Below are 24,393 nucleotides of genomic sequence, written 5' to 3' on the forward strand. Positions count from 1 at the left end.
ATCTAGCGGCTTAAAGGGCTTTAACGCCTGTTTCGCCTGTACGAATTTTAACAACGTTTTGAACAGGATAAACGAAAATTTTACCATCACCAATTTTGCCTGTTCTAAGAATCTTAGTAGCTGTTTCAACAACTAAATCAACAGGTACTTCAGAGACACAAATCTCAACTTTTACCTTTGGAAGTAAATCCATGGTGCGAGAGCTCCCTCTGTAAAGTTCTGTTTTACCTTTCTGATTACCACAACCAAGTACTTGATAAACTGTCATACCAGTAATACCAATTTCATTAAGGGCATCTTTAAGCTCCTCGAATTTACTTTGTCTTGTGATAATATCAATTTTTGTAATTGCATCCATCATAGTTCCTCCTTTAAATTATTTGATTTCTGCATTGCTCTTTCCTATAGTTTATCGTCATAAAAACTTAAGCTTTAACCTCAAAATCTGCATAAGAGCTAGAAAGGCCATGTTCGCAGATATCAAGGCCTTCAATTTCTTCTTCTGGTGAAACACGAAGACCGATTGTTTTTTTAATGATAGCAAATAAAATAGAGATGCAAAGAATAGTCCAAGCTGCTACGGAAACCACACCGATAATTTGTGAAAGAAGAAGGCTGGCACCACCACCGTAGAATAAACCACCTTCTACAGCAAATAAACCAACACAGAGTGTACCAACAACACCGCAGCCACAGTGAACACCAACAGCACCTACAGGATCATCAATTTTTAATTTGTGATCAAGAAGTTCAATGACTATAACGACTACAATACCACAAATTAAACCAATAGCCATGGCACCCCATGCAGACACCATATCACAACCAGCTGTAATACCTACAAGTCCAGCAAGAGCACCATTAAGTGTCATAGAAACATCTGGTTTTTTGTATTTTACCCAAGTAACAATCATTGTCGTTGTAGCAGCAACAGCAGCGGCAATATTAGTAGTTACAAATACGCGGCCATTAAGTAGTACATTAGTACCATCTGCAGAAGAAGCAGGGTTAAAGCCAAACCAACCAAACCAAAGGATGAATACTCCCAAGGCACCAAGTGTTAAACTGTGTCCAGGAATAGGATTACTCTTGCCATCCTTACCATACTTACCAATACGAGGTCCAAGTACTTTAGCACCAACTAAAGCACACCAGCCACCAACAGAGTGAACTACTGTAGAACCAGCATAATCATGGAAAGGTGTAGAAAGATTAGCAAGCCATCCTCCCCCCCAAACCCAGTGACCAACAACTGGATAGATGAAAGCTGAGATGCAGAAGCTATAAATAAGGTAAGCAGAGAATTTAGTTCTTTCTGCCATAGCCCCTGAAACGATAGTAGCTGCAGTGGCACAAAAGACAGTTTGGAATATAATCCAAACAAAGTTTGAATTGCCACTCCAACCATCAAGGAGATAAGGTGCTCCAATGAAACCACCGATGCTGTCACCAAACATTAAGGAAAACCCAAGAATCCAGTAGATAATAGAACCAACAGCGAAGTCCATTAAGTTTTTCATAATAATGTTCCCAGCATTTTTTGCTCTAGTAAAACCTGTTTCTACCATTGCAAAACCTGCTTGCATAAAAAATACTAAACATGTGCCAAGTAAAAGCCAAATGGCATTTACCCAAGAAGTAACATCTTCCATAATAAAACCCTCCCTAATAAAAGTTGTGAAACAAACAAAAGGGGTCTATATATATGCAAAAGCATATATATAGACCCCTTTGTCTATGTCACGATATTTAATATGATTCATATAATAACCATGTGTTTAGATTTTGTCAAGATATTTTGAAAAATATATTTTTTTAATCTGATTTAAAATTAACAAAATAAAACTCTTATATTAAATATTAATTAAATAATGACTTATATAGTGACATAATTTCTTTGAAATGATAAAATAATTAGTAGAATAATATAAGTTAATTTATAAAACTAAGTGGTAGATTCTAGAGTTGGAGGAATAGAGCATGGGAGAGTTAGCTAGAGAAAAAATTATTATTCCATTGTCAAAATGTCTTCCAGGGATGGTTTTGCTTCAACCTATTGTAGATGAAAAGACAGGGGCGATACTTTTACCTAGAGGTGGAAAACTAACCAAGGAAAGTATTAAGAAGGTCCATCATTTTCAACATACGCAAGTATGGGTAGATATCAATACTGAGGAAAAAATCTGGCAGACGGATGAAACTATTGTAGAATATTATAAAGATTATGCTACTACCTTAAAACGTATTATTGAAGGAGAGAATAAGGTAGGCGAAGCACTTAATATTGAAGATCTAAAGAATTTAGCACAGTATATGATTAAAAATTTTAAAGATGACTTCAACCTGTTAGCATGTGTTAATCTTGTTACGCAGCTACAAGAAGATTGCTATACTCATAGTATTAATGTGGCATTTCTTTCTCTTATGATGGGGAGATGGAGAGCGTATAGTGAACAAAGATTAGAGCAACTTGTTTTAGCGGGCTTATTACATGATGTAGGGAAGATAGATTTAACCATCGCATTAAAAGAAAATGATATGGATGGAAGCCTAATGGAACGTCTAGCTTATAAGAGGCATCCAATCTTTGGATATGAAAAATTAGCACAGTTTAACGAGTTAGATAATGAAGTACTCAAAGCAGTACTAACACATCATGAACGATGTGATGGCTCTGGATTTCCACTAAGTTTAAGGGAAGATAAGATTAGCGATATAGCTAAGATTATAGGTCTAGCAGATACTTATGATGAGTTAAGACAAAAAGAACATATTTTTAATGTGATTAAAGAATTAAGAAGCACACAGCTTAGAGCTTTTGAGGTGGATTTACTCCTTGAATTTTGTAATAATATCATGAATTACTATATAGGTAATCATGTTTTATTAAGTAGTGGAGAAATAGCAGAGATATATGCTATTCAACCGCAATCGGTATATAGACCTATTGTAAAGGTTAATGACAAATTAATTGACCTTTATGTACAAAGCCAAATAGATATAGTAAAGGTTTTTTAAAGATAGATAAAAAGGATGCTTAGGCATCCTTTTTATTTTTGTTTTAAGAACACTTCATTTTCGGAAGGAATAAGAAGTTCAGCAACTATCTGCTTTCTTTCTTCAGAAGCGCTATCTAGACTATAGGATATTGTTAAATGAGAAGAAAGAGAAGACAAGCTTCTAGAAGATATAAACTTGTACTCGAAAAAAGCAGATTCTTCTGGAGCAAGGTTGCCTAATTCTAAGCAGTTTTCAGTAGGAGAAAAGTTTAAGGAGCCACGTTGTCTAATAATAGCTTGTTCTAGAATAGAAAAATCATTGCCTTGGATCAGTATCTTAAGATTATTAATATATCCAGATGAAGTGTTAGTAATTTCAAGCTCATTATTAATAAGTGTTTCAGTAGATACTTCTATAGTTTTATTGATTTCTGAGACCTTAATTGGATTTAACATGATGATCACCTCCTACTTCATACTATGCAGGAAAGTAACTATTAAGTTATTAAGATGACAACAAAGCAATAAAAAAGCAGAGACATGATGTCTCTGCAAGCAATTAAGTTAGAGTGGGTAATTATCTGCCCCAACAACTGCAGCTATGACGATTTTTTCTGGCAATGATTTCAAGCTTTTCTCTACTATCAAAGAAGTTGTTGCAACCACAGTTACAATCATCATTATTTGAGCAACGGTGACGACGATGACGACGATGACGGCGACCACAATCATCATCACTAGAACAACGACGACAATCACGACGACAACCACAGCCGCAGTCATCATTATCTGAGCAACGGTGACGACGACAACTGCAGTTACAGTCATCATCATCTGAGCAACGATGACGACGATGATTGCAGCCACAGTCATCATTAGAATGACGGCAGTCACAGTCATCATCATCTAAGCAACGGCTACAGTCGCAGTCATCATCATCTAAGCAACGGTCACAGCCACAGTCATGTTTATCATCATCAAAGCAATGACTATCATCACAATCGTCTTTTTCATCGTCATCTAAATCGTATTTATCGATATAGTTAAAAAGAATACATGCAGCATCTAAAATAGCTTTATTTGCATCAGAGAGTTGCTTTTGACAGCTAGATTTATGACAGCTGTGTTCACAGTTTGAGCTTTCATTATTACATCCACATGACATATTAAAATCCCTCCACTTAATTCGTTATATTTGAGTAGCGCCCTCAATGTCATAATATGCAGCAAAACAGAAATTGACATTATTTTTCCTGTACATACTTATGACATAAATGAAAAAAAATGGAATATATATATTAAAAGGATAAGACAAGCAAGGGGGAGGGCAATGAAAAATATTGTTTTGATCATGCAAATTGCTATGATCTTTATTGGAAGTATAGTGGGGGCGGGAGTATGCTCAGGGAGAGAATTAAATCAATTTTTTGCTACTTATGGTATAGGAGGGTTTGCAGGCCTTATTTTATGCGGTCTCTTATATATTGTTTTTGGTAAGTTAATTATTTTAATTACGGATAAGTTTAAGGTGAATTCATATAATGAATTTGTGGATTTAGTGTGTCCAAAGCCTGTAGCTAAATTTACTAATATAGTGCTAACTTTATTTTTGTTAAGTAGTACCTCTATTATCTTGGCAGGTAGTGGTTCCATTATGAATCAATATTTCCACGTTCCTAAATGGCTAGGGGTCATTATTATGATTGGGTGTAGTAGTATTTTTCTGCTTAGAAATACAGAAGGTTTATTTGAAGTGAACAGTCTTGTGGTACCCACTTTAATCGTAGTGATGACTGCCATTTTTTTTGCATACATAAAAGACAACCCTATGACTTCTACCTATTCCTATTTGCGATTAATGCCTAGGCAAAAAACAAATCTTCTTGTATCAACCTTAGTTTATGTAAGTTTTAACATCCTAACGATTATAGGTGTTATTGTACCGTTAACAAATGAACTAAAGAAACCTAAACAAATTATAAAAGGCATCATATTAGGAAGTATAGTACTTACGATTATTGGCATTTATATTACCTTTTTAATGCTAGTTAACCCGTTTCATCCTCAATTATATGAAGTGCCTCTGCTTGGACTAGCAATGGAAATGAATAAACTATTGCAACTAGGTATGTTAGGTATTATGTGGTTAGAAATGTTTTCTTCACAAGTGTCCAATGTATACAGCTTGTCGTATTTTTTAAAGAATAAATACAAAGTACCCTACAATAAAGGCATTTTCTTAGTAGTATTAATAGCAACCCCCTTTTCCATGATAGGGTTTGCTAAATTAGTGGAATTTCTCTATCCTATGTATGGTGTGTTAAGTCTCGTATTTTTATTTTACTGTACCTTATTTTTTATAAAAAACAAATAACTTAGGTTGGGGAGCTTTGAAGAAATAAAAATCGGGAAAAGGTAATTGGCTATTACCTTTTCCCGATTTTTATATTAGCGATTGGCACTTATAAGCTGGTCTTCTTCAAAATAGCATTCGTATTGTGTACCAGAAGCTTCTTGATAAATACCATTACCGTGCTTATAACCATTTTTAAAGTCACCTATATATTTTTCACCATTTGCATAGGTGATTGTCCCCTTACCCGTCATTTGACCTTCTAGGAAATCACCATAATAAGAAGAATCATTGTTCCAAATGAAATGGCCTTTGCCGTGAGGAAGTCCATTCACAACTTCACCTTCATAAATACCTGTAGAGATAACAAGCTTACCATGTCCATTTTCAATAGTATCTATGAATTCACCTATGTATTGATCCCCGTTTGGATAAGTAACACGATTAGGAGAAGCTGGAGCACCTGCACCCTGTAAGTGATTTTTAAGAAAGTTACCCTCATAAATAGTACCATCTGGTTTAGTAAGCTTACCCTTTCCTTCCATGGCACCATCTACAAAGCGCCCCTCATAAACTGAGCCATCAGAAAACTGTTTAGTACCTATACCTGTACGCTCACCTTTATGTAACTCACCTTCGTAAATACTACCATCCTCTAAATAGCATTTGCCTTGACCATGAGGCAGGCCATTAGCAAAATGCCCTTCATAGCAAAGTCTACCAGTTTCGTCATAATATTTACCCAAACCGTGAAAGTTAGAGCCTTTAACACTACCCTCATACATGACCTTACCATTTTTATGATACATTATTTCATTTTCATAAACATCTGAAGAACTCTTCAATAGAGATTTAATTTTATTTAACATCTGCATTTCTCCTTAAAATCTCATTTGTACGAAACAAACCCTATAGTTATCATTATTATAACATTATTATAGCAAAAACAATATAATAGAAAGGTAAAAAGTAACAGAAAAATTATAGAAGAGTGCATAAAATGTAAAACTTAAAACTTAACAGCCGAAAAATCTAAGTGTAAGAAGATAGGCAGCTACGATACCTACTAAAGAAGCAATAAGTGCGCCAGCCAAAGTATAACGACTTTTCTTCACTTTAATGGTCATAAAGTAAACAGACATGGTATAAAAAATAGTTTCTGTACAGCCAAACATAATAGAAACTAATCTACCAATAAAGGAGTCCGGTCCGTAGGTTTTAAAGATGTCAATAATAAGCCCTGTAGCAGCAGAAGAAGAAAAGGTACGCATTAAAGCTATAGGAATAAGCTCAGGAGGAAAGTTCGACCAGCCAATAAGAGGAGTAAAGAGCTTAGCTAAGCCAGTTAAAGCACCAGAAGCACGTAACATGCCAACGGCTATCATAAGTCCTACTAAGGTAGGGAGAATATCTATAACAACTTTTAAACCATCAGTAGCACCTTCAATAAAAGCCTCATATGCATTAACCTCTTTTAAAAGACCATAAATGATAATACCGACCATTATACAAGGAATCATCCAGTCGGATATACCTAATAAGATTACCATAGATTAATCCTCCTTTTTATACATGAGTTTACCAAAAATGATTGCAACTAAGGTAGAAACAGCTGTAGCAATTATACAAGGAACTAAAATTTCTGTAGGATTATGAGAACCATAAGCAGTGCGATAAGAAATCATACTAATAGGGATAAGCTGGATTGAAGAAATATTGATAATTAAAAACATACACATAGCATGAGTAGCTTGGCCTTCTTCTTTATTAAGCTTTTGAAGTTCTATCATGGCTTTTAATCCGGGAGGAGTAGCAGCCCAACCTAGGCCTAGAAAGTTTGCAATAAGATTAGTAGCAATATACTTCCTGGCAGGGTGATTTTTAGGAACTGAAGGAAATAAAAAATTAAGTATAGGAGACATCTTCCTAGCAAGTGAATCGATTAGGCCTGATTTTTCAGCAATACGCATAATACCCATCCACATAGCTACAATGCCTAAGGTCTCTATACAAATAGTAACGGCTTCTCCAGAGGCTAAGAGGGCTGAGTTGGTAATAGTTTTCATACCACCTGTAAAGCCAGAGATAAGTACAGCAAATATAATCATAAAGCTCCAAATATAATTAAGCATAAGCTTCCTCCTTAAATATAAATACTGAAGCACTGAAGTGGCTTGTCTTTCTATATATATGCGTTAATAAAAAGAACATGTACATATTTTTATAATGATGATTACAAAACATTTGCTGTCGTTTTTTAGTATAGTAGTTACTGGTAAAATTGGAAAAGGAGAAAACTGTAAAAAATAATAATATATATGTAAATGTAAAATATTTGTTGTATTTTTGAAGGGCGTTTTAGTGATGATTCTACAGCAAATATCAATAAAATATGCACACTATTAAGTTTCGACAAATATTATATTGTATAATATAGATTTTTTATTTTAAAAAGTCTAAAAAAATACAAAAGTTAATTGACTTTAATTGTTAATTATGGTACTTTATAATCAGGACATGGAAAAATATGAGAAAAAAGTGTAAAGGGAGAGGATATTAGTGAAATCAACAGGTGTAGTAAGAAAAGTCGATGAATTAGGAAGAGTAGTATTACCTATCGAATTAAGAAGAAATTTAGACATTAATGAAAAAGATGCTTTAGAGATTTTTGTTGATGAAGACAGAATTATTCTTAAGAAATATGAACCAGCTGATATCTTTAATGGTAGCATGGATGACCTTATTGATTACAAAGGTAAAAAAGTTGCTAAAAAGACAATCTTAGAATTAGCAAGATTAGCAGGATTAACAATTACAGAATAAGAGTATAAAAAAAGCCAGAAGATGAAAGAATATTTTCTGGCTTTTTTTATGCGCTTTTTATGCTTTTTTTACAATTCGATGTAAAATTGATAAATTTTATATTACTTTAACTTGAGTATAGTATAATAAAAGAAATAGATTGGCTAGAATAGCACAAGGGTAAGGAGGCAAGAAAAGTAGATGGAATTAAAACTATTTGGATTTATTGAGAGTGTATTAGAACAGTTAGAAGAAATGAGACCTATGTTAGAGGAGGTAGGCAATGAAATAGAAGGGTTTTTCGAGAATTTATTGCTCACTACCAATAAGGGTTATCTCAATATAAATACAAGAGTAAAATCACAAAAAAGCTTAAAAGAGAAAATCATTCGTAATCAATATTATCAAAAGTATGATACAAAAGAAGCGCTTTTTGAACATGTACCTGATATTATTGGTATTCGATTAGAATGTAGGTTTATTCAAGATGAAACAGATTTATACAAATTTATCAAGCGTTCCTTTGGTGAAAAAAGTGAAATTTATGAAGACTTTTTCTATAGCAATACTAATGAAAAAATTTTACTTAGCTTAACATGCAAACAACCACAAGAACAAAAAAATGGAATGAAGATTTATAGAATAGATGGTAAATATGTAGATGATGGACAGGTTGTAAATTTTGAACTGCAAATCAAATCCTTGGTTAATATTTTCTGGGGAGAGATTGAACATAAAGTCATATATAAAAATTATAATTACGTTATTGCAGATAAGTTTTATAAGGACATTATGAAATCTATTAAGAATAGTTTGACCACTATTGATCAGCAGCTTTTATTAATATCTAATCAATTTGACCAAGGTGACGAGAAAAGTTATGAAAGACAAGAACAACAGTTAGAAGCTATACTATCTAAACTTATTTATGATATTTTCGCAAAACACATGAAGGAAACTCTAGGTGTATTAGTAGATTTTAAGAGTTCATGTGAAGCTATTGTACGTTATGTGTTTAGAGATGCATTAGAGAGTTCAATGAATGACTATGGTCAACATTTAATAAGTGGATTTGAAAAAGTGAGAGGAATTGAAGAAAAGCACATTGACTTTACACAGAAAATCTTCTTTGAAGGTAACATTAGATATGAAGACCAGCATACAAAGCTTATAGGTGAGCATATTAAAGAACGCATTAATGAGGAGTTCCAATGGAATTTATTTTTCCGTATTTTATTTGCAATCGAACCTGAAAATAACAGGGGCGACTTTGAAACCTTCATGCATTATTATACTAAAAAAATATATGATAAGCTTGCTACCAATAAACTCAGTACTAATTTTACAATAGAGGAAACAAAGGAAATTATAGAAACCTTATTGGCACAATTCTCTAACTGTTTTATTAAAATTAATTCTGTAGAATTACTTTATGACAATATGGCAGACCAGGCGGTTAAACATATTAATAGCGTAGTAGATGCACTTTATAAAAATGTATGGACTTATGAACAGTGGGAAAAGGAAAAAGATATATACAGTGATTTGTTAGAAGTAAAATTATTGATGATGTTTAATATAGATGTAGACTATAATAAAGCCTTATCTTTACTTGATCGCATTCGTGCAACAAAATCCAATATAGAAATACCAAAGGGTATGGTCAAGTATGTATATAGGTTGTAGGGAGGGAAAAGAAATGTTTAATGTACAAATAGTAGATGATGAACCTATTATACGTATGGGTATTGAAAAAATGTTAAATTGGAATGCGTTAGGATTTGAAATTGTCTGTATGGCCCAGAACGGCAAACAAGCTTTAGAGCAATTAGAGGTAGAGAAGATAGATGTTATTATTACTGATATTGAGATGCCTATCATGAATGGATTGGATTTTATTAAAGAAGTAAGACAGCAAGAAGCAAGTACAGGAGTAGCAAGCAGAGAAGTAGTTGTACTGACTGCATATGAAGACTTTGAGTATGCAAGAACAGCTATTAAGTATGGTATTGCTGAATATGTATTAAAGCCTGTAGATATAGAAGAAATGACTCAAATATTAAGTCGCCTTAAAGAACGCCTAGAAGAAAGAAAATCTATATAATGAGGAAAATACACATATAAGTTAGGAGAAGGGCCTTGAATAGGAGAGGAAAAGGAATAAGGGGAGTTCTGATTACAACTTATTTATTGACAATGGGAATAGCTTTAATTATAGGTTTTAGTATTTTTAATAAAATTAACGAACAGATACAGGGGAAAAAAGATTACGTTAACAAGGTAGAAGATACTAGAACCTTCATGAGTTTATTAGACTTGTTTTTAGATAAGAATGTATATATTTCTCAAAAAGTGGCTGTTGATAAAGAAATACAAAATGCATTAGCAAATAAACAAAAAATAGATGAGGTAGCTATTTCAAAAGTACTTAATGATTGTCTAACAAGTAATGAGGCTATTCAATCTATTCATATTGTAGATACTTATGGAACTGTTGTTTCAGAGTATTCTGTACTGCCTTATAAAAAACATACTGTACATTTCTTATCTCAGTTTAATATTCCTAAGATTAATGAAAGGCACGGCGGAGAATATATTGGAATTGGTAGGAACTATATAAGTGGAGAAGTAGAAAATACACTTTATATAGGAAGAAGTATCCGTTCGAAAGAAACCTTAGAACAATTAGGGTATCTTATCATTTTTTTAGATCCGAGCAGTATAAGAGAAGCAACCAAGGATTATATAGAACGTATGAACTTTGAAGCAATATTAGTTGACCAGGAATCTAAGGAGGGTTTTTGCTTTTTACCTACGGGGATATTAGAAGAAAGATACAAGGCCTATTTAGAAGGAAGTTTAAACCAGGTACAGCAAGATAAATGGACGGATCGTTATGATCATGCAGAGTTAGATTATAGTAGAGTAGAGATGAAATTAATTGGTACGTTACAAACAGCTTCCAAAGATGATAATTGGCTAAATATCATGATTGGCGTTACACTCATTAACTTTATTTTCTTATGTATTATGATTGTTATCTTAGGGAAAAAAGTTGTATATCCATTAGAAAATATTGCACTAAAAGCAAAAAGGGTTACTGAAGAAGGTGATCTTAGTATACGTTTCGAAACAGATGAAGCTTATATGGAAGCAGGGCTAATTGGAAAAGCGTTAAACGAAATGCTCAGTAAAGTGGCAGCACTTATATCAGAAGTGAAAGAGAAAGAAAGGATGCAGCGTATATTAGAGCTATCAGTTATTAACCATCAAGTTAATCCGCACTTTTTGTATAACACCTTAAATAGTGTAGCAGTATTAGTTGCTGTGGAAGATAAGGATAATGCCCAAAAACTCATCAAAAGCTTGTCTAAATATTATCGTGCTTGTTTAAACCAAGAGGACCTAAACACAGTAGAGCAAGAACTCACTATTCTCAAAGAATATATTAATATTATGCTTATTAAGAATCCCGCACTACTAGAGGTTACCTACAGTATAGATGAGGATCTAAAAGAAGAAAAACTACCACGTATGATATTACAAACCTTGATAGAGAATTCTATTAAGTATGGTATTAAAACTATGGATGAACCACTAGAAATAAGTGTAAAAATAGAGAAAGACCAAAGTCAGCCAAGGATGATTGTCATAGTCAGAGACAATGGGAAAGGAATGGAAGAAAAGATTAGAACAAGTATTTTAAAAGAAGAAAAGTTACATAATAAATCAGGTTTTGGGCTTCGTTCTATTATTAAACGTCTCAGCTTAATGTATCAACTAACTGATGTAAAGGATATTTTAGAAATTCATACAAGTCTTAATGAATACACTGAGATAGTCATTTATATACCCTTTACCAGTACATTAAACAACAAGAAAGTACAACAATGCAAGCTATTTAAGGAGTCCTAGGGATGTGATATACTCGTGTGATAAATAAAAATATAAAGCACTTAAAAGGAGTAAGGCCCTTGGAAAATAATAAATGGTCAAATAAAATAATTATTTTGACATTATGCAGCTTATGCCTTGTTTTTATTGTGCTCCTTGTAGGAAAAAATCAATATATTTACCGTGAGGTTGAAGCTGTTAATAAAAAAGTTGAGATAGAGAGTAAAGAACAAACCTTTGAAATATGGACAATCAATGGAGGTCTAGAAAATATATTAAAGGAAGTCTTAGAAGATTGTAAGAAAGAATATCCAGATATAAAATTCGTTCTTAAATCTTTCAAAACAGAAGTGTATAATGAAGCACTCTTAAATGCAGCGGCTACGAATGCTTTACCAGATATGTTTTATACATGGGGAGACAGAGGACTGGAAGAACTAGTAAAATTAGACTTAGTTAAAGACCTAACACTTACGATTAAAGCAAATGATCTGGAAAGTAGAATGGTAGACAATGCGCTTAGAAGTTATACCTTTAAAGAGAAAAAATATGGGTTACCGGTCTTTGGATGGGATACAGTACTCTATTGTAACCAAGAATTATTCGAAAAAAGTCATTTGAATTATCCTACTAATTATGGGGACTTCTTAAAGACTGTTGAAATCTTTAAAAGTAAAGGGATTACCCCTCTAGCTATAAGTGGTAATGAAGCGTGGATGAGTTCTTTATATTACATGTCACTTACTTTGAGTGAAGGAAGTGTGGGTGTAAGTACAGAAATTGCAAAGAATAATATATTTTTTAAGAGAAGACCTTTTATAAGGGCCGCAGAGTTATTTAAAGAACTGATAGACCTAGAACCTTGGCAAGAAGGATATGAAAATATGAGTTCCGCTGAATGCGTTTATAATTTTACTAGAGGTGAAGCTGCTATGATGATAAATGGTAGTTGGGCTTCAACTACAATAGATGATGCTAGTCGATCTATTGTGAGTGGAAAGGTTAAAGTGATGCCATTTCCAATTACGAAAATAAAGTTAATAGATGAAGGCGTTGCAGGCTACTCTGATGGTTTTGTACTAAGCCGAAATAGCTCTTTAGGTGAAGCTGATGTGGAGAGTTTTTATGTGAAAGTCATGAAAGCTATTTCTGATAAAGCAGTACTAGAAAAGGGAATGGGCATTCCAGTTTATAAAACTCAAGATTTAAAAAAGACAAGTTTTAAGACTCTTAAAGCCTGTGATAATCTTTTCCCTAAAAACTATTACCATGGTGCTTATGACAAGCTTTTGTCTAGTGAAGCAGCAGAAAAATATAACGTGGCTATTCTTGATTTTTTAACAGGTAAAATAGATGAAGAGACCTTTAGCAATGAGATTACTAAAAGGTAAGCAATAAAGAATGTATTATATTTCTAAAAATTGTGTTATAATTTATAAAATAAAAGACTTTATTGGAAATAAAAACATATAGAAATAGGAGGAGAAAAGTGATTAAGTTATTTGATAATGGAGCTTACTTAATTAACGGCAAAGAGTTAATTGAAAGCCATACAGACGTAGAAAAAGAAATTAAACAAAAATATGGTATAGAAGCTATTTCTAAAGAAGAAGCAGCTAAAAATACGATAGCATATAGTATTTTAGAAGCACATAATACAAGTGGGAATATGGATCAGCTTAAAATCAAGTTTGATGCTATGGCTTCTCATGATATTACATATGTAGGAATTATTCAAACAGCAAGAGCTAGTGGCCTAACAGAGTTTCCACTGCCTTATGTGCTAACCAACTGCCATAACAGCCTTTGCGCTGTAGGTGGTACTATTAATGAAGATGACCATATGTTTGGTCTTTCAGCAGCTAAGAAATACGGTGGTATTTATGTACCAGCTCATCAAGCTGTTATTCATCAATATATGAGAGAAATGATGAGTGGCTGTGGTAGAATGCTACTTGGCTCAGATAGCCATACAAGATATGGTGCCCTTGGAACTATGGCTATTGGTGAAGGTGGCGGAGAGCTTGCAAAGCAGCTTCTTAATAAAACTTACGATATTAATAGACCAGGTGTAGTAGCTGTTTATTTAACAGGAAAACCACAGATAGGAATAGGACCACAAGACGTGGCACTTTCTATTATTGGTGAAGTGTTTAAAAATGGTTATGTTAAAAATAAAGTAATGGAATTCGTAGGAGATGGCATTAAGAACCTTAATGTAGAATACAGAAATGGTATTGATGTTATGACTACAGAAACAACCTGCTTATCTTCTATCTGGGCTACAGATGAAAAGGTTGAAGAGTACTTAGAGATGCATGGTAGAAAAGAGGCTTATAAGAAATTAGAGCCAGGTCAAGTGACCTATTATGATGGGGCCATTATAGTTGATTTATCTAAAGTAAAACCTATGATAGCCATGCCGTTCCATCCAAGTAACACTTATACTATTGAAGAACTTAATGCAAACCTTGAGGATATCCTTGCTAAAGTAGAAAAAGAAGCAGCAGCAAGCTTTGCTAGTAATAAAGTAACATTCACTTTAAGGGATAAAATTGAAAATGGTAAACTTCTAGTACAACAAGCCTTTATCGGTGGTTGTGCAGGTGGTACCTATGATAACATCTGTGACGCAGCGGACATTTTAAGAGGACATAGTATTGGTTCTGGTGAATTTGCTTTAAGCATTTATCCATCTAGCCAACCTACTTTTATGAGTTTAGTTAAAAATGGTGCAGTAGCAGACCTTATGGCAGCTGGTGCTACTATGAGAACTGCTTTCTGTGGCCCTTGCTTTGGCGCAGGAGATGTACCTTCTAACAACGGCCTTAGCATTCGTCATGCAACACGTAACTTCCCTAACCGTGAAGGTTCAAAACCTAGTGATGGTCAAATATCAGGAGTAGCATTAATGGATGCACGTAGTATTGCAGCTACTGCTCTTAATGGTGGTATACTTACAGCAGCGACAGAGATTGATTTAAACTTTACTAAGCCAAAATACTTCTTTGACAAAGCCATTTATGATACACGTTGCTATGACGGTGTTGGCAAGGCAGACAAAGATGTTGAACTTAAATTTGGACCTAACATTACAGATTGGCCAAAAATGTCACATTTAACAGATGACTTACTGATTAAGGTAGTAGCTGAAATTCATGATGAAGTAACAACGACAGATGAGCTTATTCCATCAGGAGAAACTTCAAGTTATCGCTCAAATCCACTTCGTCTTGCTGAATTTACACTTTCACGCCGTGTACCAGATTATGTGGGACATGCTAAAGAAGTTCAACAAGCTGAAGTAGCTAGACTTCAAGGTGAAGATCCAACTAAGGTATTAGATGAAGTTAAAGTAGCATTCGATCAGATTAAAGCTTTACCAGGCTATGCAAGCATTGATCCAAAAGCAACAGGTATTGGTAGCACCATTTATGCTAATAAACCAGGGGACGGTTCTGCTCGTGAGCAAGCAGCATCTTGTCAAAAAGTACTTGGTGGTTGGGCAAATATTGCTAGAGAATATGCGACCAAGAGATACCGCTCTAACCTTATTAACTGGGGTATGGTACCATTTACTTTAGATGGAGATTTACCATTTACCAATGGAGATTATATCTTTATTCCAGGAATTAGAGCTACTGTAAAAGATAAAGTAAGTGAAATTAAAGCGTACGTATTAGGCGATCATATGAAAGAGTTTACTTTGATACTTAAAGATTTAACAGATGATGAGAGAGCAATTATTTTAGCAGGTTGCTTAATCAACTACTATAAAGCATAGACAAGGGATATAAGGACTAAAAGAAGTAGATAAAGTAGAAAGCCATTTGTGATACAAGGGGGGCTTATTCATGGAGGAACTAATAGATAGTGCGCTTGTGCCAAAGATTTTAAAGCTGAACTTACCTTTTAGACTTATATGTGATGGTACTAAAGCTTTTCCTATGATTATTAGAAATAAGAGGGGCGTAGATGGTTATGTTGTAGCCATAGAACTAGGTGATAGGGATATACGTCAATTCCACAAAACAGAGATTGAACTTAAAGGAAGAATTGATATTGAGTACTTAAAGTACAGAGGTGAAGTGGAGCTTAAACCACTACTCGATGAACCAGGCTACTATATTATGAAAAATATTAGGTTATATAAGTATAATCAACGTTTCTATAAGCGTGTACCTTATCGTCGTTTAATCAATATTATGGAGCCTATATCTGTAGAAGCTACACTGATTAACTTTTCGGCTTCTGGTGCGCTTATACATAGTAAAGAGGCTATAGAAGGAAGTGGCTTTAAGTTTTCTATTATCCTTAATAAGAAACCTATTATACTGGAAGCAAGAATCGTAGAGCAGACTTATAATGAAGCCTTAGGCCTTTTTGCCATTAGGTGCCATTTTGAAAATGTAGATGAAAAAACAAGGAAGCTTTTAGTATTAACAGTAAGAGAGATTATTTTACAAGCCAAAAGAAGATTGCAAGGAAGTTAGTTAGTTACCAAAAAGAGGATGCTATATATAGCATCCTCTTTTTGGTAACTAAGAGTAAAAAAGTAATACAGAAGGAACCGTTCGTAATGATTCATTCTGCATTACTTTTTATATTTATTCTTTTAATCAAATTTTACTGTAGTCCGGACTAATATACTTCATAGGTCTATTATCTTCTGTACTAAGACCCGTTAAGTAAGAAATATTAGGAAGATAGAGTCTAAAGTCATCAGCAGATATTTTAGAAATAGCAAAGTCATAAGCAGCTAATAAAAGTAAGGTGCTTTTCTTATTAGCATTTCTTAAAATATCATAGAAGCTAAAGGTATAAACATTACCTGTCACAGGATGAAGCCATACCTTTTTACTACGATTCATATAATCATATAAAGGATTAACACAGTTGTAATATGAAAAAGTTGCAAGGAATGGCGATAGTCCTTTTGGAGTTACAGGGGAAGCCATATTAACAAGAGCTTTCTTCGCTCCAATGCGATCATAGGTTAGTTTATAATAGGTACGAGTATCTTTATAAGCTTCTTTGAAAGTTTGCCCCCCATTATTAATGCCATATAATAAAAACAAAGTATCATCGAATAAACCTGTAATGCTGTCAGGTATGTGTAAGTCTTTTAAAATATGTTTATGCACCTTAAATTTAGAGCTTTTCATGTTGAACTTTTCTTCACATAAAATAGTGTCAATGGCAACTTCCAGTTTTTTATGAACACCTTTATACTTGCTAGTTTCGGGCATATCCTCGATATAGCGACCTCCTAGATAAAAAATATAAGGATGTGCCATGGAATCAAGAATATAATGGCAAATAAACCCACTTAAATAACTGAGACATTCATTGAACTCTTTCGAATCCACTTCGAATTTTTTCATATAACATAAGGCGGAAACTAAAAAATCACCTGTTTTTTCTGCATGCATCTTAGTAGCAATATAGGCTTTTGAGTCTTTTTGCTTTAATCGATGATAATAGATAGGATCAGGTCCTTGAAGTCCTATTAAAAATAAATCTTTATTTTCTTTTAATACTTTGTAAAGAGGGGATTGTTTAATATTATGGGCAGTATCAAGTCCAAAAATATAATGGGTAATAATATCTGGCATTACAAATACTCCTTTTTCTTCCTTTCATATAAATTAAGTATATCACCTAAATTTTACAGGCGATAGAGTGAGTTTTGAATAAAAAAAAACTCCTACTAGAAGGAGTTTTTGTTACTATTATGATTCGTTATCTTTATCATGAGTTGCCATGGTTTTTACTGTGAAATAAAGGAGGCAACCCATCATAACAAAGACAAGCAAGGCAAACTTTAGGTCTCTGTTGAAGAATGCAATAGCAGATACACCAAGAATGCCACTAATACCATAGAGGGTAACAACAGCTTGTTTTTGTGTATAGCCTCTATCTACAAGACGATGATGTAAATGCCCACGGTCTGGCGACATAATAGGTTTTCCAGCTAAAAATCTTCTAAGAATAGCAAAAGCTGTATCAAATATTGGAAGGCCAAGTACAAGCACAGCAATGAAAATAGTTGCTACTGTATAGCCCTTTAAAAGTCCCATAACAGAAGTAATACCTAAGGTAAAACCTAAGAAGGTAGAACCAGTATCCCCCATAAAAATAGAAGCAGGATTAAAGTTATAAGGCAAGAAGCCCATGCATGAACCAGCTAAGATGGCTGTGAGAAATGCTCCCGGTGGATTATCTGAATAAATAGATAATACCATTAAGCAAAGTGAAGCAATAGAAGAAACGCCTGCCGCTAAACCATCTAAACCGTCAATTAAGTTAACGGCATTGGTAATGGCTACAATCCAAATAACTGTAGCTGGGATAGCTAAGAAAGTCGTATAAAATTCCTTGTCTCCAATAAATGGAATAGTAAAGAAATCAATACGTACACCACATAAAGCAACTACTGTTGCAGCGAGGATTTGAATGAGAAATTTTGGTTTCGCAGGAAGCTCAAAAATATCATCAAAAAATCCAAGTAAGAAAATCATGGTGCATCCAATAAAGATTCCAATCGTTTGCTTTATATTAACCAGAGGTAATTTCCAAATAAGAGTTAAAAATGTAATCATAAAACCGGCAAAGATAGCAATTCCACCCATACGAGGAATAGGTACTTTATGCATATCACGTTTTCTGGGTTTTGCGATAGCTCCAACTTTAAATGCAATCTTTTTAGCTAAAGGCGTTGCAAAAAATGCAATTAAAAATGCTAAGACAAATGCAATGGCATATAAAATTGCATAATCTATGTTTCCCATAGGTTCATCTCCTTAAATATGTAGAACATATATGAGTACTAATAGTTTATACCTATCTATTAGTATATATTCATAAATTTCTAAAAGTGATATGTCAAATATTAGGCAAAAAAAGCTTACCACACGTTAAAAATAACAAACCTGACCATATCCTACTAATGTTTTATAATAAAAGCTCGCACTTGTCAACTAGGACTCGTGGAGCTTTTTGTATTTTTAAGATTTATTTTGTACCAAATAATCTATCACCAGCATCACCAAGTCCTGGCATAATATAAGCGTGGTCATTTAATTTCTCATCTAAAGAGGCTGCATAGATCTTAACATCTGGATGAGCGGCTTGAAGCGCTTTGATACCTTCTGGTGCAGCAATAAGGCAAAGGAAATTAATGCTAGTAGCACCACGGTCTTTGATGAATTGAATAGCTGCAATAGCTGAACCACCTGTAGCAAGCATTGGGTCAAGTACAAAGAAATCTCTTTCTTCTACATCTTTAGGAAGTTTGCAGTAATATTCAACTGGATGAAGTGTTTCAGGATCTCTGTAAAGACCGATATGACCTACTTTAGCAGTTGGAAGAAGGTCGAGCATACCATCTACCATACCAAGACCAGCACGTAAGATAGGTACAATACTTAAGTTTTTACCAGCAATACGTTTACAAGTTGTTTTTGTAAGTGGTGTTTCTACTTCATAGTCTTCAAGAGGTAAATTGCGTGTTGCTTCATAGCACATTAATTGTGCGATTTCACGTACAAGCTCACGAAATTCTTTTGAACCTGTGTCATGACTTCTTAAGCGACCTACTTTGTGCTGAATGAGTGGGTGATCCATAATAAATACGTTTTCCATGTTAATATTCCTCCTAAGTAATAAGTAAATTTATTTTTCTTCTATTTTAGAGATTCTCTTGATGTGTCTTTCTTCATTAGAAAATGGCGTTTTTAAGAAAGTATCAACAACTTTTATAGCTAGGCCTGGCCCTATAACGCGGCCTCCTAAAGCGACAATATTGGTATCATTATGAAGACGAGTAGCTTCAGCTGAGAAAACATCGTGGCAAAGAGCACAACGAATACCAGGAATTTTATTTGCTGCAATAGAGATACCAATTCCTGTTCCACAAATTAGAACACCTTTCTCACATTCGCCGCTAAGCACAGCTTTTGAAACAGCTTTTGCATAGTCAGGATAATCAACAGCTTCCTCACTCATACAACCAAAGTCTTTGAACTCTGTACCGTTTGCTTTAAAATATGCGATGATTTCTTGCTTAAGAGCAAAGCCACCATGGTCGCATCCAATTGCTATCATAATATTTCCTCCAGTTTTATTATAGTATAAATCCTATGTGTTGTAACTAAATAAATCACTTCTATATACTATAAGCTATTTTTGAAATTTGTAAACAAAAATTAAAGCTTTATAATATGATACCCGGCAGATTTTTCAAGTCTATTCATAATGGCATTGCCAATTCCCTTTTTAGGGAAAGCTAGGGAGTATACAATATCAATATCCGCATCATCAAATGTACGTAATGCTTCAAAAAGATGGGCAGCGATAGTTGTAAGGTTTTTAGTAGTACCAGCGCTGATAACTAAGTCAGCCTTAAAATGCTCTTTGGTTTCATCAGTAGCTAGAACGCCTACTTTTTTGCCTTGACTATGAGCAGATACAATAAGCTCATTCATTTTGCTTATTACAAGGGATTCTTCGCCATCAACAATAATAACCTCTGCATTAGGCGAATAGTGTATATATTTCATTCCAGGCGCCTTAGGAAGCTCACCTTCTTTGAGTGCATGGCTAATGGCAGGATCTATAGTAACACTGCCTAGGACTGCTTCTATCATTTCGGCAGTAATACCACCAGGTCTTAAGATGGTAGCTACTTCACCTGTTGTATCTACAACAGTAGATTCTACACCATACTTAGAAGAATCACCTACAATAATAGCATCTATTTTACCCTCTAAATCTTCTATAACACGAGAGGCATTAGTTGGGCTAGGTTTGCCAGAAGTATTAGCACTAGGTGCTGCTAGAGGCAATCCTGAGGCTTTAATCAGCTGCTGAATAATAGGATGAGAAGGAAAGCGAATAGCAACTGTATCTAGTCCACCAGTTACGACTTTAGGAACTAATGAACTTGCTTTAAAGATAAGTGTTAATGGACCAGGCCAAAAGTGCTCCATTAAGGTTCTAGCCATAGGAGGTACTTCTTCTACAAGAGGACTTAGCATTTCTAAATCAGCTATATGTACAATTAGCGGATTATCGCTAGGTCGCCCCTTAGCCTTATAAATATTTTTAACAGCATTTTCATTTAAAGCATTAGCGCAAAGTCCATAAACAGTTTCAGTAGGCGATGCCACAAGACCGCCTTGTTGAAGAATATTGGCTGCCTCTAAAAGTGCTGTTGTATCTGTAATAATACTTGTTTTCATGTAAAGGACTCCCATTACTCATTAAAGATATTAATCTGTCATATAGTATATCACAAATGAGGACAAAAGATAACAAGAAGACTAAAATTTCCCCATTACTTAATCAAGTATGAAGGATAATCATATGAAGGATACTCTAGTTAATTCAATTTAAGATAAATAAAACAATCTAAGATAAATAAAAATAAGAAAAAAATAAGTTTTATCAATTAAAAAATTATAATTAAACAAATGAGGTAATAAAACAGAACATCTTAAGCTTAGTTAATAGATAAGTTTGAATAAAAATAAGATAATTAAGAAAATAATTATGGAGGGATCAATATGAGCTTAGGATTAAGAAAAGATTTTAAACTGCGGAGAATATTAGCTAAGACACTAGCGTTATCAATGATAGGAATAGGAAGTTTAACGAGTATAACTATTCCTACGAGTGCTGCTACAGTAAGGCAAGTTGAGGCACTAGATAGAGGATTAGTGGCAGTAAAGGTAAATGAAGGCGTATTTTTATCTTGGAGATTATTAGGCACAGAAGGGTATGCTACTAGCTTTAATCTTTATAGAAATGGCGTAAAAATTGCAGGGCCCATTGTAAGTAGTACTAACTATGTAGATAGTAACGGAAAGGTTACAGACTCATATTATGTTCGAACTGTAGTTAATAGCATTGAACAAACAGAATCTGATAGTGTTGGCGTGTGGAACAATAATTATTTAGATGTGCCTATTAATAAGCCTGGTAGTATTTATTCTGCTAATGATGCTACTGTAGCAGATGTAGATGGAGATGGAGCGTACGAAATTATTTTAAAGTGGGATCCTAGTGATTCACAGGATAATTCAAAATCAGGTTATACCTCTAATGTTTATATCGATTGCTATGAATTAAATGGTACACACAAATGGCGTATTGATTTAGGGAAAAATATTAGAGCAGGGGCACACTATACACAATTTATTGCTTATGATTTTGATGGAGATGGTAAAGCTGAAATTGCAATGAAAACGGCTGATGGGACTAAGGATGGGCGTGGAACTACTATAGGAGATGCTTCAAAAGACTATCGTAATAGTAGTGGCTATATATTAAGCGGACCTGAATATTTAACATTATTTGAAGGAGATACAGGTGAGATTATTAATACTGTAGATTTTACACCTCCACGTGGAACAGTGAGTAGCTGGGGAGATAATTATGGCAATCGTGTAGATCGATTTCTTGCGGGGGTTGCTTACTTGGATGGACAAAAGCCCTATTTAATCATGGCTAGAGGTTATTATACAAGAGCGGTTATTTCAGCATATGAAATAAGTAGTGGCAAGATTAATAAAAAGTGGACTTTTGATAGTAATACCTCAGGTAACAGTAGTTATGCAGGACAAGGTAATCATAATCTTTCTGTAGCAGATGTGGATGATGATGGGTATGATGAAATAGTTTATGGTTCAGCTATAATTGATCATAATGGAAAAGGTTTATATACAACAGGTATGGGACACGGGGATGCCTTACATGTAGGAGATTTTGATCCTACGCATAGTGGGCTAGAAATTTATCAAGTACATGAGGAGAAGGGAAGTAACATAGAAAGTGTACAATTAAGAGATGCTAAAACAGGAAAATCTCTTTGGTCAGTCAAAACAGGAACGGATGTGGGCCGAGGATTGATTGCCAATATAGGGCCTGACTATTATCCATATGTGGCATTATCTTCAGCAGGTAACTTTGATAAAAATGGTAATAAAATCAGCATTAATACAGGTAGCTTCGGAATCAACTTTGCTATATGGTGGGATGGGGACCTTTATAGAGAAGGATTAGACCGTACATATATTAATAAATGGAACTGGAATACAAAGTCAACTGATCGTTTATTAACCGGAAGTAATGTACACTCTAATAATAGTACAAAAGCAACACCGAGCTTATCCGGTGATATTTTAGGAGACTGGCGTGAGGAAGTTATATGGCCAACTTCAGATGATACTGCACTTAGAATCTATACAACAACGGCATTAACAGACACTAAGCTTTATACACTCATGCATGATACACAGTATAGAACAGCTATTGCATGGCAAAACGTAGCCTATAACCAACCACCACACCCAAGTTACTATATTGGGACAGATATGAAATCACCAAGTCAGCCAGCTATTTATGCAGTAGGTGATTATGTAGAAAAAGAAGTGAAGAGTAAGGAGCCAGTAATAGGTGCACAAATCAAAGAAGGGCAATACATGATTAAGAATGTAAAAAGCGGATTGTATTTAGATGTTGCAGGAGGAGTAGCAGCTAATGGAACAAATGTGCAACAATGGGGAGCTAATGGTGCTGCTGCTTATAACACATGGACTATAAAATCTGTAGGTAATGGCTATTATAAGTTGTATTCAGGAGTAGGGGATGGAAGCTATTTATTAGATGTAGATTATGGAAAGACTGCTGATGGAACTAATATACAGATTTATCGAGATACAGCTTCTGATGCGCAATTATTTAAGTTTGTCGCAAACAATGATGGTAGCTACGGTATTGTTACGAAGGTAAGTCAGGATTTATCTAGCTTAGATGTTTATGCTAATAGCACTAGTAATGGAGCTAATGTATGTGAGTGGACATATGCAGGAGGAGCTAATCAAAGGTGGATTTTAGAAGAGGTAGTTACAACGCCCACACCTACACCTACACCAACATCTACACCAATTCCAACACCTACACCAACACCAACTCCAGAGCCATCAAGCGAAATGGCAAAATTGGAGGCTAGCATAAATGACTGGGGAGGGGCTTTTGGGGTAGATATAAAAGTTACTAATCAGGGAACAGTTACATGTGAAAGTTGGAGACTAAAACTATTACAAGTAGATTTTAATGTGACAAGCTCTTGGAACGTAGATATGATATCACAAGGAGAAGAAATTGTTATTACACCAGCTTCATGGCAGGCTAAGCTTGCACCAAATAGTGCAGCAACGTTTGGAATGATTTGTAATGGCAAGCCTAATGCTAATTTTGAATATACATTAGAGTTGTTAGATGCTAGTGGAACTGTGATTGCATCTAGTAGCAGGAAGTAAGATAAACATATGAAAAGTGGCT

The 24,393-nt window shown here is 34.4% G+C and carries 20 protein-coding genes and 2 pseudogenes; 10 read left to right on the forward strand and 12 right to left on the reverse strand.

The genetic code is table 11. The features are described from left to right. Positions 1 to 10: 10 nt before the first annotated feature. Positions 11 to 1,652 (reverse strand): annotated as a pseudogene (locus QTL86_RS21165) (ammonium transporter). 328 nt (positions 1,653 to 1,980) lie between these two features. On the opposite strand from QTL86_RS21165, the gene QTL86_RS21170 reads away from it, so the two are divergent. Beyond that, positions 1,981 to 3,018, forward strand: a complete 1,038-nt coding sequence (locus QTL86_RS21170; protein ID WP_127064630.1) for an HD-GYP domain-containing protein — start codon at positions 1,981 to 1,983, stop codon at positions 3,016 to 3,018. 32 nt (positions 3,019 to 3,050) lie between these two features. Here QTL86_RS21170 and QTL86_RS21175 read toward each other — a convergent pair whose 3' ends face one another. Continuing rightward, positions 3,051 to 3,455, reverse strand: a complete 405-nt coding sequence (locus QTL86_RS21175; RefSeq protein WP_013658658.1) for a hypothetical protein — start codon at positions 3,453 to 3,455, stop codon at positions 3,051 to 3,053. A gap of 121 nt (positions 3,456 to 3,576) precedes the next feature. Then, complete coding sequence (locus QTL86_RS21180; RefSeq protein WP_127064628.1) at positions 3,577 to 4,164, reverse strand: hypothetical protein; 588 nt, start codon at positions 4,162 to 4,164, stop codon at positions 3,577 to 3,579. Between the two features lie 165 nt (positions 4,165 to 4,329). Between QTL86_RS21180 and QTL86_RS21185 the strand changes: the two genes are divergently transcribed. Further along, complete coding sequence (locus tag QTL86_RS21185) at positions 4,330 to 5,373, forward strand: transporter (RefSeq protein WP_127064627.1); 1,044 nt, start codon at positions 4,330 to 4,332, stop codon at positions 5,371 to 5,373. Positions 5,374 to 5,447: 74 nt separating this feature from the next. On the opposite strand, the gene QTL86_RS21190 is transcribed toward QTL86_RS21185, so the two are convergent. From QTL86_RS21190 to QTL86_RS21205, 4 genes and pseudogenes are all read right to left on the reverse strand, one after another. After that, positions 5,448 to 5,765 (reverse strand): hypothetical protein, encoded by a 318-nt coding sequence (locus tag QTL86_RS21190; RefSeq protein ID WP_410497326.1) that lies wholly within the window; start codon positions 5,763 to 5,765, stop codon positions 5,448 to 5,450. Positions 5,766 to 5,864: 99 nt separating this feature from the next. After that, positions 5,865 to 6,227 (reverse strand): annotated as a pseudogene (locus tag QTL86_RS21195) (hypothetical protein); the annotation flags it as partial. Between the two features lie 141 nt (positions 6,228 to 6,368). Beyond that, positions 6,369 to 6,902 carry a spore maturation protein gene (locus QTL86_RS21200; protein WP_127064625.1) on the reverse strand — a complete coding sequence of 178 codons (534 nt, stop codon included), beginning with the start codon at positions 6,900 to 6,902 and terminating at the stop codon, positions 6,369 to 6,371. Between the two features lie 3 nt (positions 6,903 to 6,905). Continuing rightward, positions 6,906 to 7,484, reverse strand: a complete 579-nt coding sequence (locus QTL86_RS21205) for a nucleoside recognition domain-containing protein (protein WP_127064624.1) — start codon at positions 7,482 to 7,484, stop codon at positions 6,906 to 6,908. Positions 7,485 to 7,911: 427 nt separating this feature from the next. Between QTL86_RS21205 and QTL86_RS21210 the strand changes: the two genes are divergently transcribed. The 7 genes from QTL86_RS21210 to QTL86_RS21240 all read left to right on the forward strand — a co-directional run bounded on the left by QTL86_RS21210 (position 7,912) and on the right by QTL86_RS21240 (position 16,541). Further along, positions 7,912 to 8,175: an AbrB/MazE/SpoVT family DNA-binding domain-containing protein gene (locus tag QTL86_RS21210; protein WP_013658652.1), complete on the forward strand. Its 264-nt coding sequence runs from the start codon at positions 7,912 to 7,914 to the stop codon at positions 8,173 to 8,175. 180 nt (positions 8,176 to 8,355) lie between these two features. Beyond that, complete coding sequence (locus QTL86_RS21215) at positions 8,356 to 9,840, forward strand: GTP pyrophosphokinase family protein (protein ID WP_127064623.1); 1,485 nt, start codon at positions 8,356 to 8,358, stop codon at positions 9,838 to 9,840. Between the two features lie 13 nt (positions 9,841 to 9,853). After that, positions 9,854 to 10,258: a response regulator gene (locus QTL86_RS21220; protein WP_013658650.1), complete on the forward strand. Its 405-nt coding sequence runs from the start codon at positions 9,854 to 9,856 to the stop codon at positions 10,256 to 10,258. Positions 10,259 to 10,293: 35 nt separating this feature from the next. Next, a complete protein-coding gene (locus QTL86_RS21225; RefSeq protein WP_410495975.1) occupies positions 10,294 to 12,069 on the forward strand; it encodes a histidine kinase in 1,776 nt (591 codons plus the stop codon). A 59-nt stretch (positions 12,070 to 12,128) separates the two neighbouring features. Then, entirely contained in the window at positions 12,129 to 13,439 is a 1,311-nt protein-coding gene (locus tag QTL86_RS21230) for an ABC transporter substrate-binding protein (RefSeq protein ID WP_190283431.1), read from the forward strand. A 98-nt stretch (positions 13,440 to 13,537) separates the two neighbouring features. Beyond that, the gene (locus QTL86_RS21235; RefSeq protein WP_410495976.1) at positions 13,538 to 15,832 is read left to right on the forward strand and encodes a hydratase; all 2,295 of its coding nucleotides are present in this window, start codon (positions 13,538 to 13,540) and stop codon (positions 15,830 to 15,832) included. A gap of 70 nt (positions 15,833 to 15,902) precedes the next feature. After that, positions 15,903 to 16,541: a PilZ domain-containing protein gene (locus QTL86_RS21240; RefSeq protein ID WP_127064618.1), complete on the forward strand. Its 639-nt coding sequence runs from the start codon at positions 15,903 to 15,905 to the stop codon at positions 16,539 to 16,541. Between the two features lie 126 nt (positions 16,542 to 16,667). Here the strand turns inward: QTL86_RS21240 and QTL86_RS21245 are convergent, their stop codons facing one another. From QTL86_RS21245 to QTL86_RS21265, 5 genes are all read right to left on the reverse strand, one after another. Then, a complete protein-coding gene (locus tag QTL86_RS21245; RefSeq protein WP_127064617.1) occupies positions 16,668 to 17,663 on the reverse strand; it encodes a zinc dependent phospholipase C family protein in 996 nt (331 codons plus the stop codon). 117 nt (positions 17,664 to 17,780) lie between these two features. Continuing rightward, positions 17,781 to 18,839, reverse strand: a complete 1,059-nt coding sequence (locus tag QTL86_RS21250; protein ID WP_127064616.1) for a glycosyltransferase family 4 protein — start codon at positions 18,837 to 18,839, stop codon at positions 17,781 to 17,783. Positions 18,840 to 19,062: 223 nt separating this feature from the next. Then, positions 19,063 to 19,692, reverse strand: coding sequence for a uracil phosphoribosyltransferase (upp, locus tag QTL86_RS21255; RefSeq protein ID WP_013658643.1), 630 nt, complete (start codon positions 19,690 to 19,692; stop codon positions 19,063 to 19,065). Positions 19,693 to 19,722: 30 nt separating this feature from the next. Further along, positions 19,723 to 20,154 carry a ribose 5-phosphate isomerase B gene (gene rpiB / locus QTL86_RS21260; RefSeq protein WP_127064615.1) on the reverse strand — a complete coding sequence of 144 codons (432 nt, stop codon included), beginning with the start codon at positions 20,152 to 20,154 and terminating at the stop codon, positions 19,723 to 19,725. A 101-nt stretch (positions 20,155 to 20,255) separates the two neighbouring features. Then, positions 20,256 to 21,290, reverse strand: coding sequence for an L-threonylcarbamoyladenylate synthase (locus QTL86_RS21265; protein ID WP_013658641.1), 1,035 nt, complete (start codon positions 21,288 to 21,290; stop codon positions 20,256 to 20,258). 324 nt (positions 21,291 to 21,614) lie between these two features. Between QTL86_RS21265 and QTL86_RS21270 the strand changes: the two genes are divergently transcribed. Continuing rightward, the gene (locus QTL86_RS21270; protein ID WP_410495977.1) at positions 21,615 to 24,371 is read left to right on the forward strand and encodes an RICIN domain-containing protein; all 2,757 of its coding nucleotides are present in this window, start codon (positions 21,615 to 21,617) and stop codon (positions 24,369 to 24,371) included. Positions 24,372 to 24,393 lie beyond the last annotated feature (22 nt).

The organism is Cellulosilyticum sp. ST5 (genome assembly GCF_046529625.1).
Classification (GTDB): Bacteria; Bacillota; Clostridia; order Lachnospirales; family Cellulosilyticaceae; genus Cellulosilyticum; species Cellulosilyticum lentocellum.

Excerpts from the sequence above, each read along its gene's own strand:
- QTL86_RS21180 (WP_127064628.1), bottom strand. The coding sequence starts at position 4,164 with ATGTCATGTGGATGTAATAATGAAAGCTCAAACTGTGAACACAGCTGT.
- upp (WP_013658643.1), bottom strand. The coding sequence starts at position 19,692 with ATGGAAAACGTATTTATTATGGATCACCCACTCATTCAGCACAAAGTA.
- rpiB (WP_127064615.1), bottom strand. The coding sequence starts at position 20,154 with ATGATAGCAATTGGATGCGACCATGGTGGCTTTGCTCTTAAGCAAGAA.
- QTL86_RS21265 (WP_013658641.1), bottom strand. The coding sequence starts at position 21,290 with ATGAAAACAAGTATTATTACAGATACAACAGCACTTTTAGAGGCAGCC.
- QTL86_RS21250 (WP_127064616.1), bottom strand. The coding sequence starts at position 18,839 with ATGGGAAACATAGATTATGCAATTTTATATGCCATTGCATTTGTCTTA.
- QTL86_RS21240 (WP_127064618.1), top strand. The coding sequence starts at position 15,903 with ATGGAGGAACTAATAGATAGTGCGCTTGTGCCAAAGATTTTAAAGCTG.
- QTL86_RS21200 (WP_127064625.1), bottom strand. The coding sequence starts at position 6,902 with ATGGTAATCTTATTAGGTATATCCGACTGGATGATTCCTTGTATAATG.
- QTL86_RS21245 (WP_127064617.1), bottom strand. The coding sequence starts at position 17,663 with ATGCCAGATATTATTACCCATTATATTTTTGGACTTGATACTGCCCAT.
- QTL86_RS21215 (WP_127064623.1), top strand. The coding sequence starts at position 8,356 with ATGGAATTAAAACTATTTGGATTTATTGAGAGTGTATTAGAACAGTTA.
- QTL86_RS21220 (WP_013658650.1), top strand. The coding sequence starts at position 9,854 with ATGTTTAATGTACAAATAGTAGATGATGAACCTATTATACGTATGGGT.
- QTL86_RS21185 (WP_127064627.1), top strand. The coding sequence starts at position 4,330 with ATGAAAAATATTGTTTTGATCATGCAAATTGCTATGATCTTTATTGGA.
- QTL86_RS21170 (WP_127064630.1), top strand. The coding sequence starts at position 1,981 with ATGGGAGAGTTAGCTAGAGAAAAAATTATTATTCCATTGTCAAAATGT.
- QTL86_RS21175 (WP_013658658.1), bottom strand. The coding sequence starts at position 3,455 with ATGTTAAATCCAATTAAGGTCTCAGAAATCAATAAAACTATAGAAGTA.
- QTL86_RS21205 (WP_127064624.1), bottom strand. The coding sequence starts at position 7,484 with ATGCTTAATTATATTTGGAGCTTTATGATTATATTTGCTGTACTTATC.
- QTL86_RS21270 (WP_410495977.1), top strand. The coding sequence starts at position 21,615 with ATGAGCTTAGGATTAAGAAAAGATTTTAAACTGCGGAGAATATTAGCT.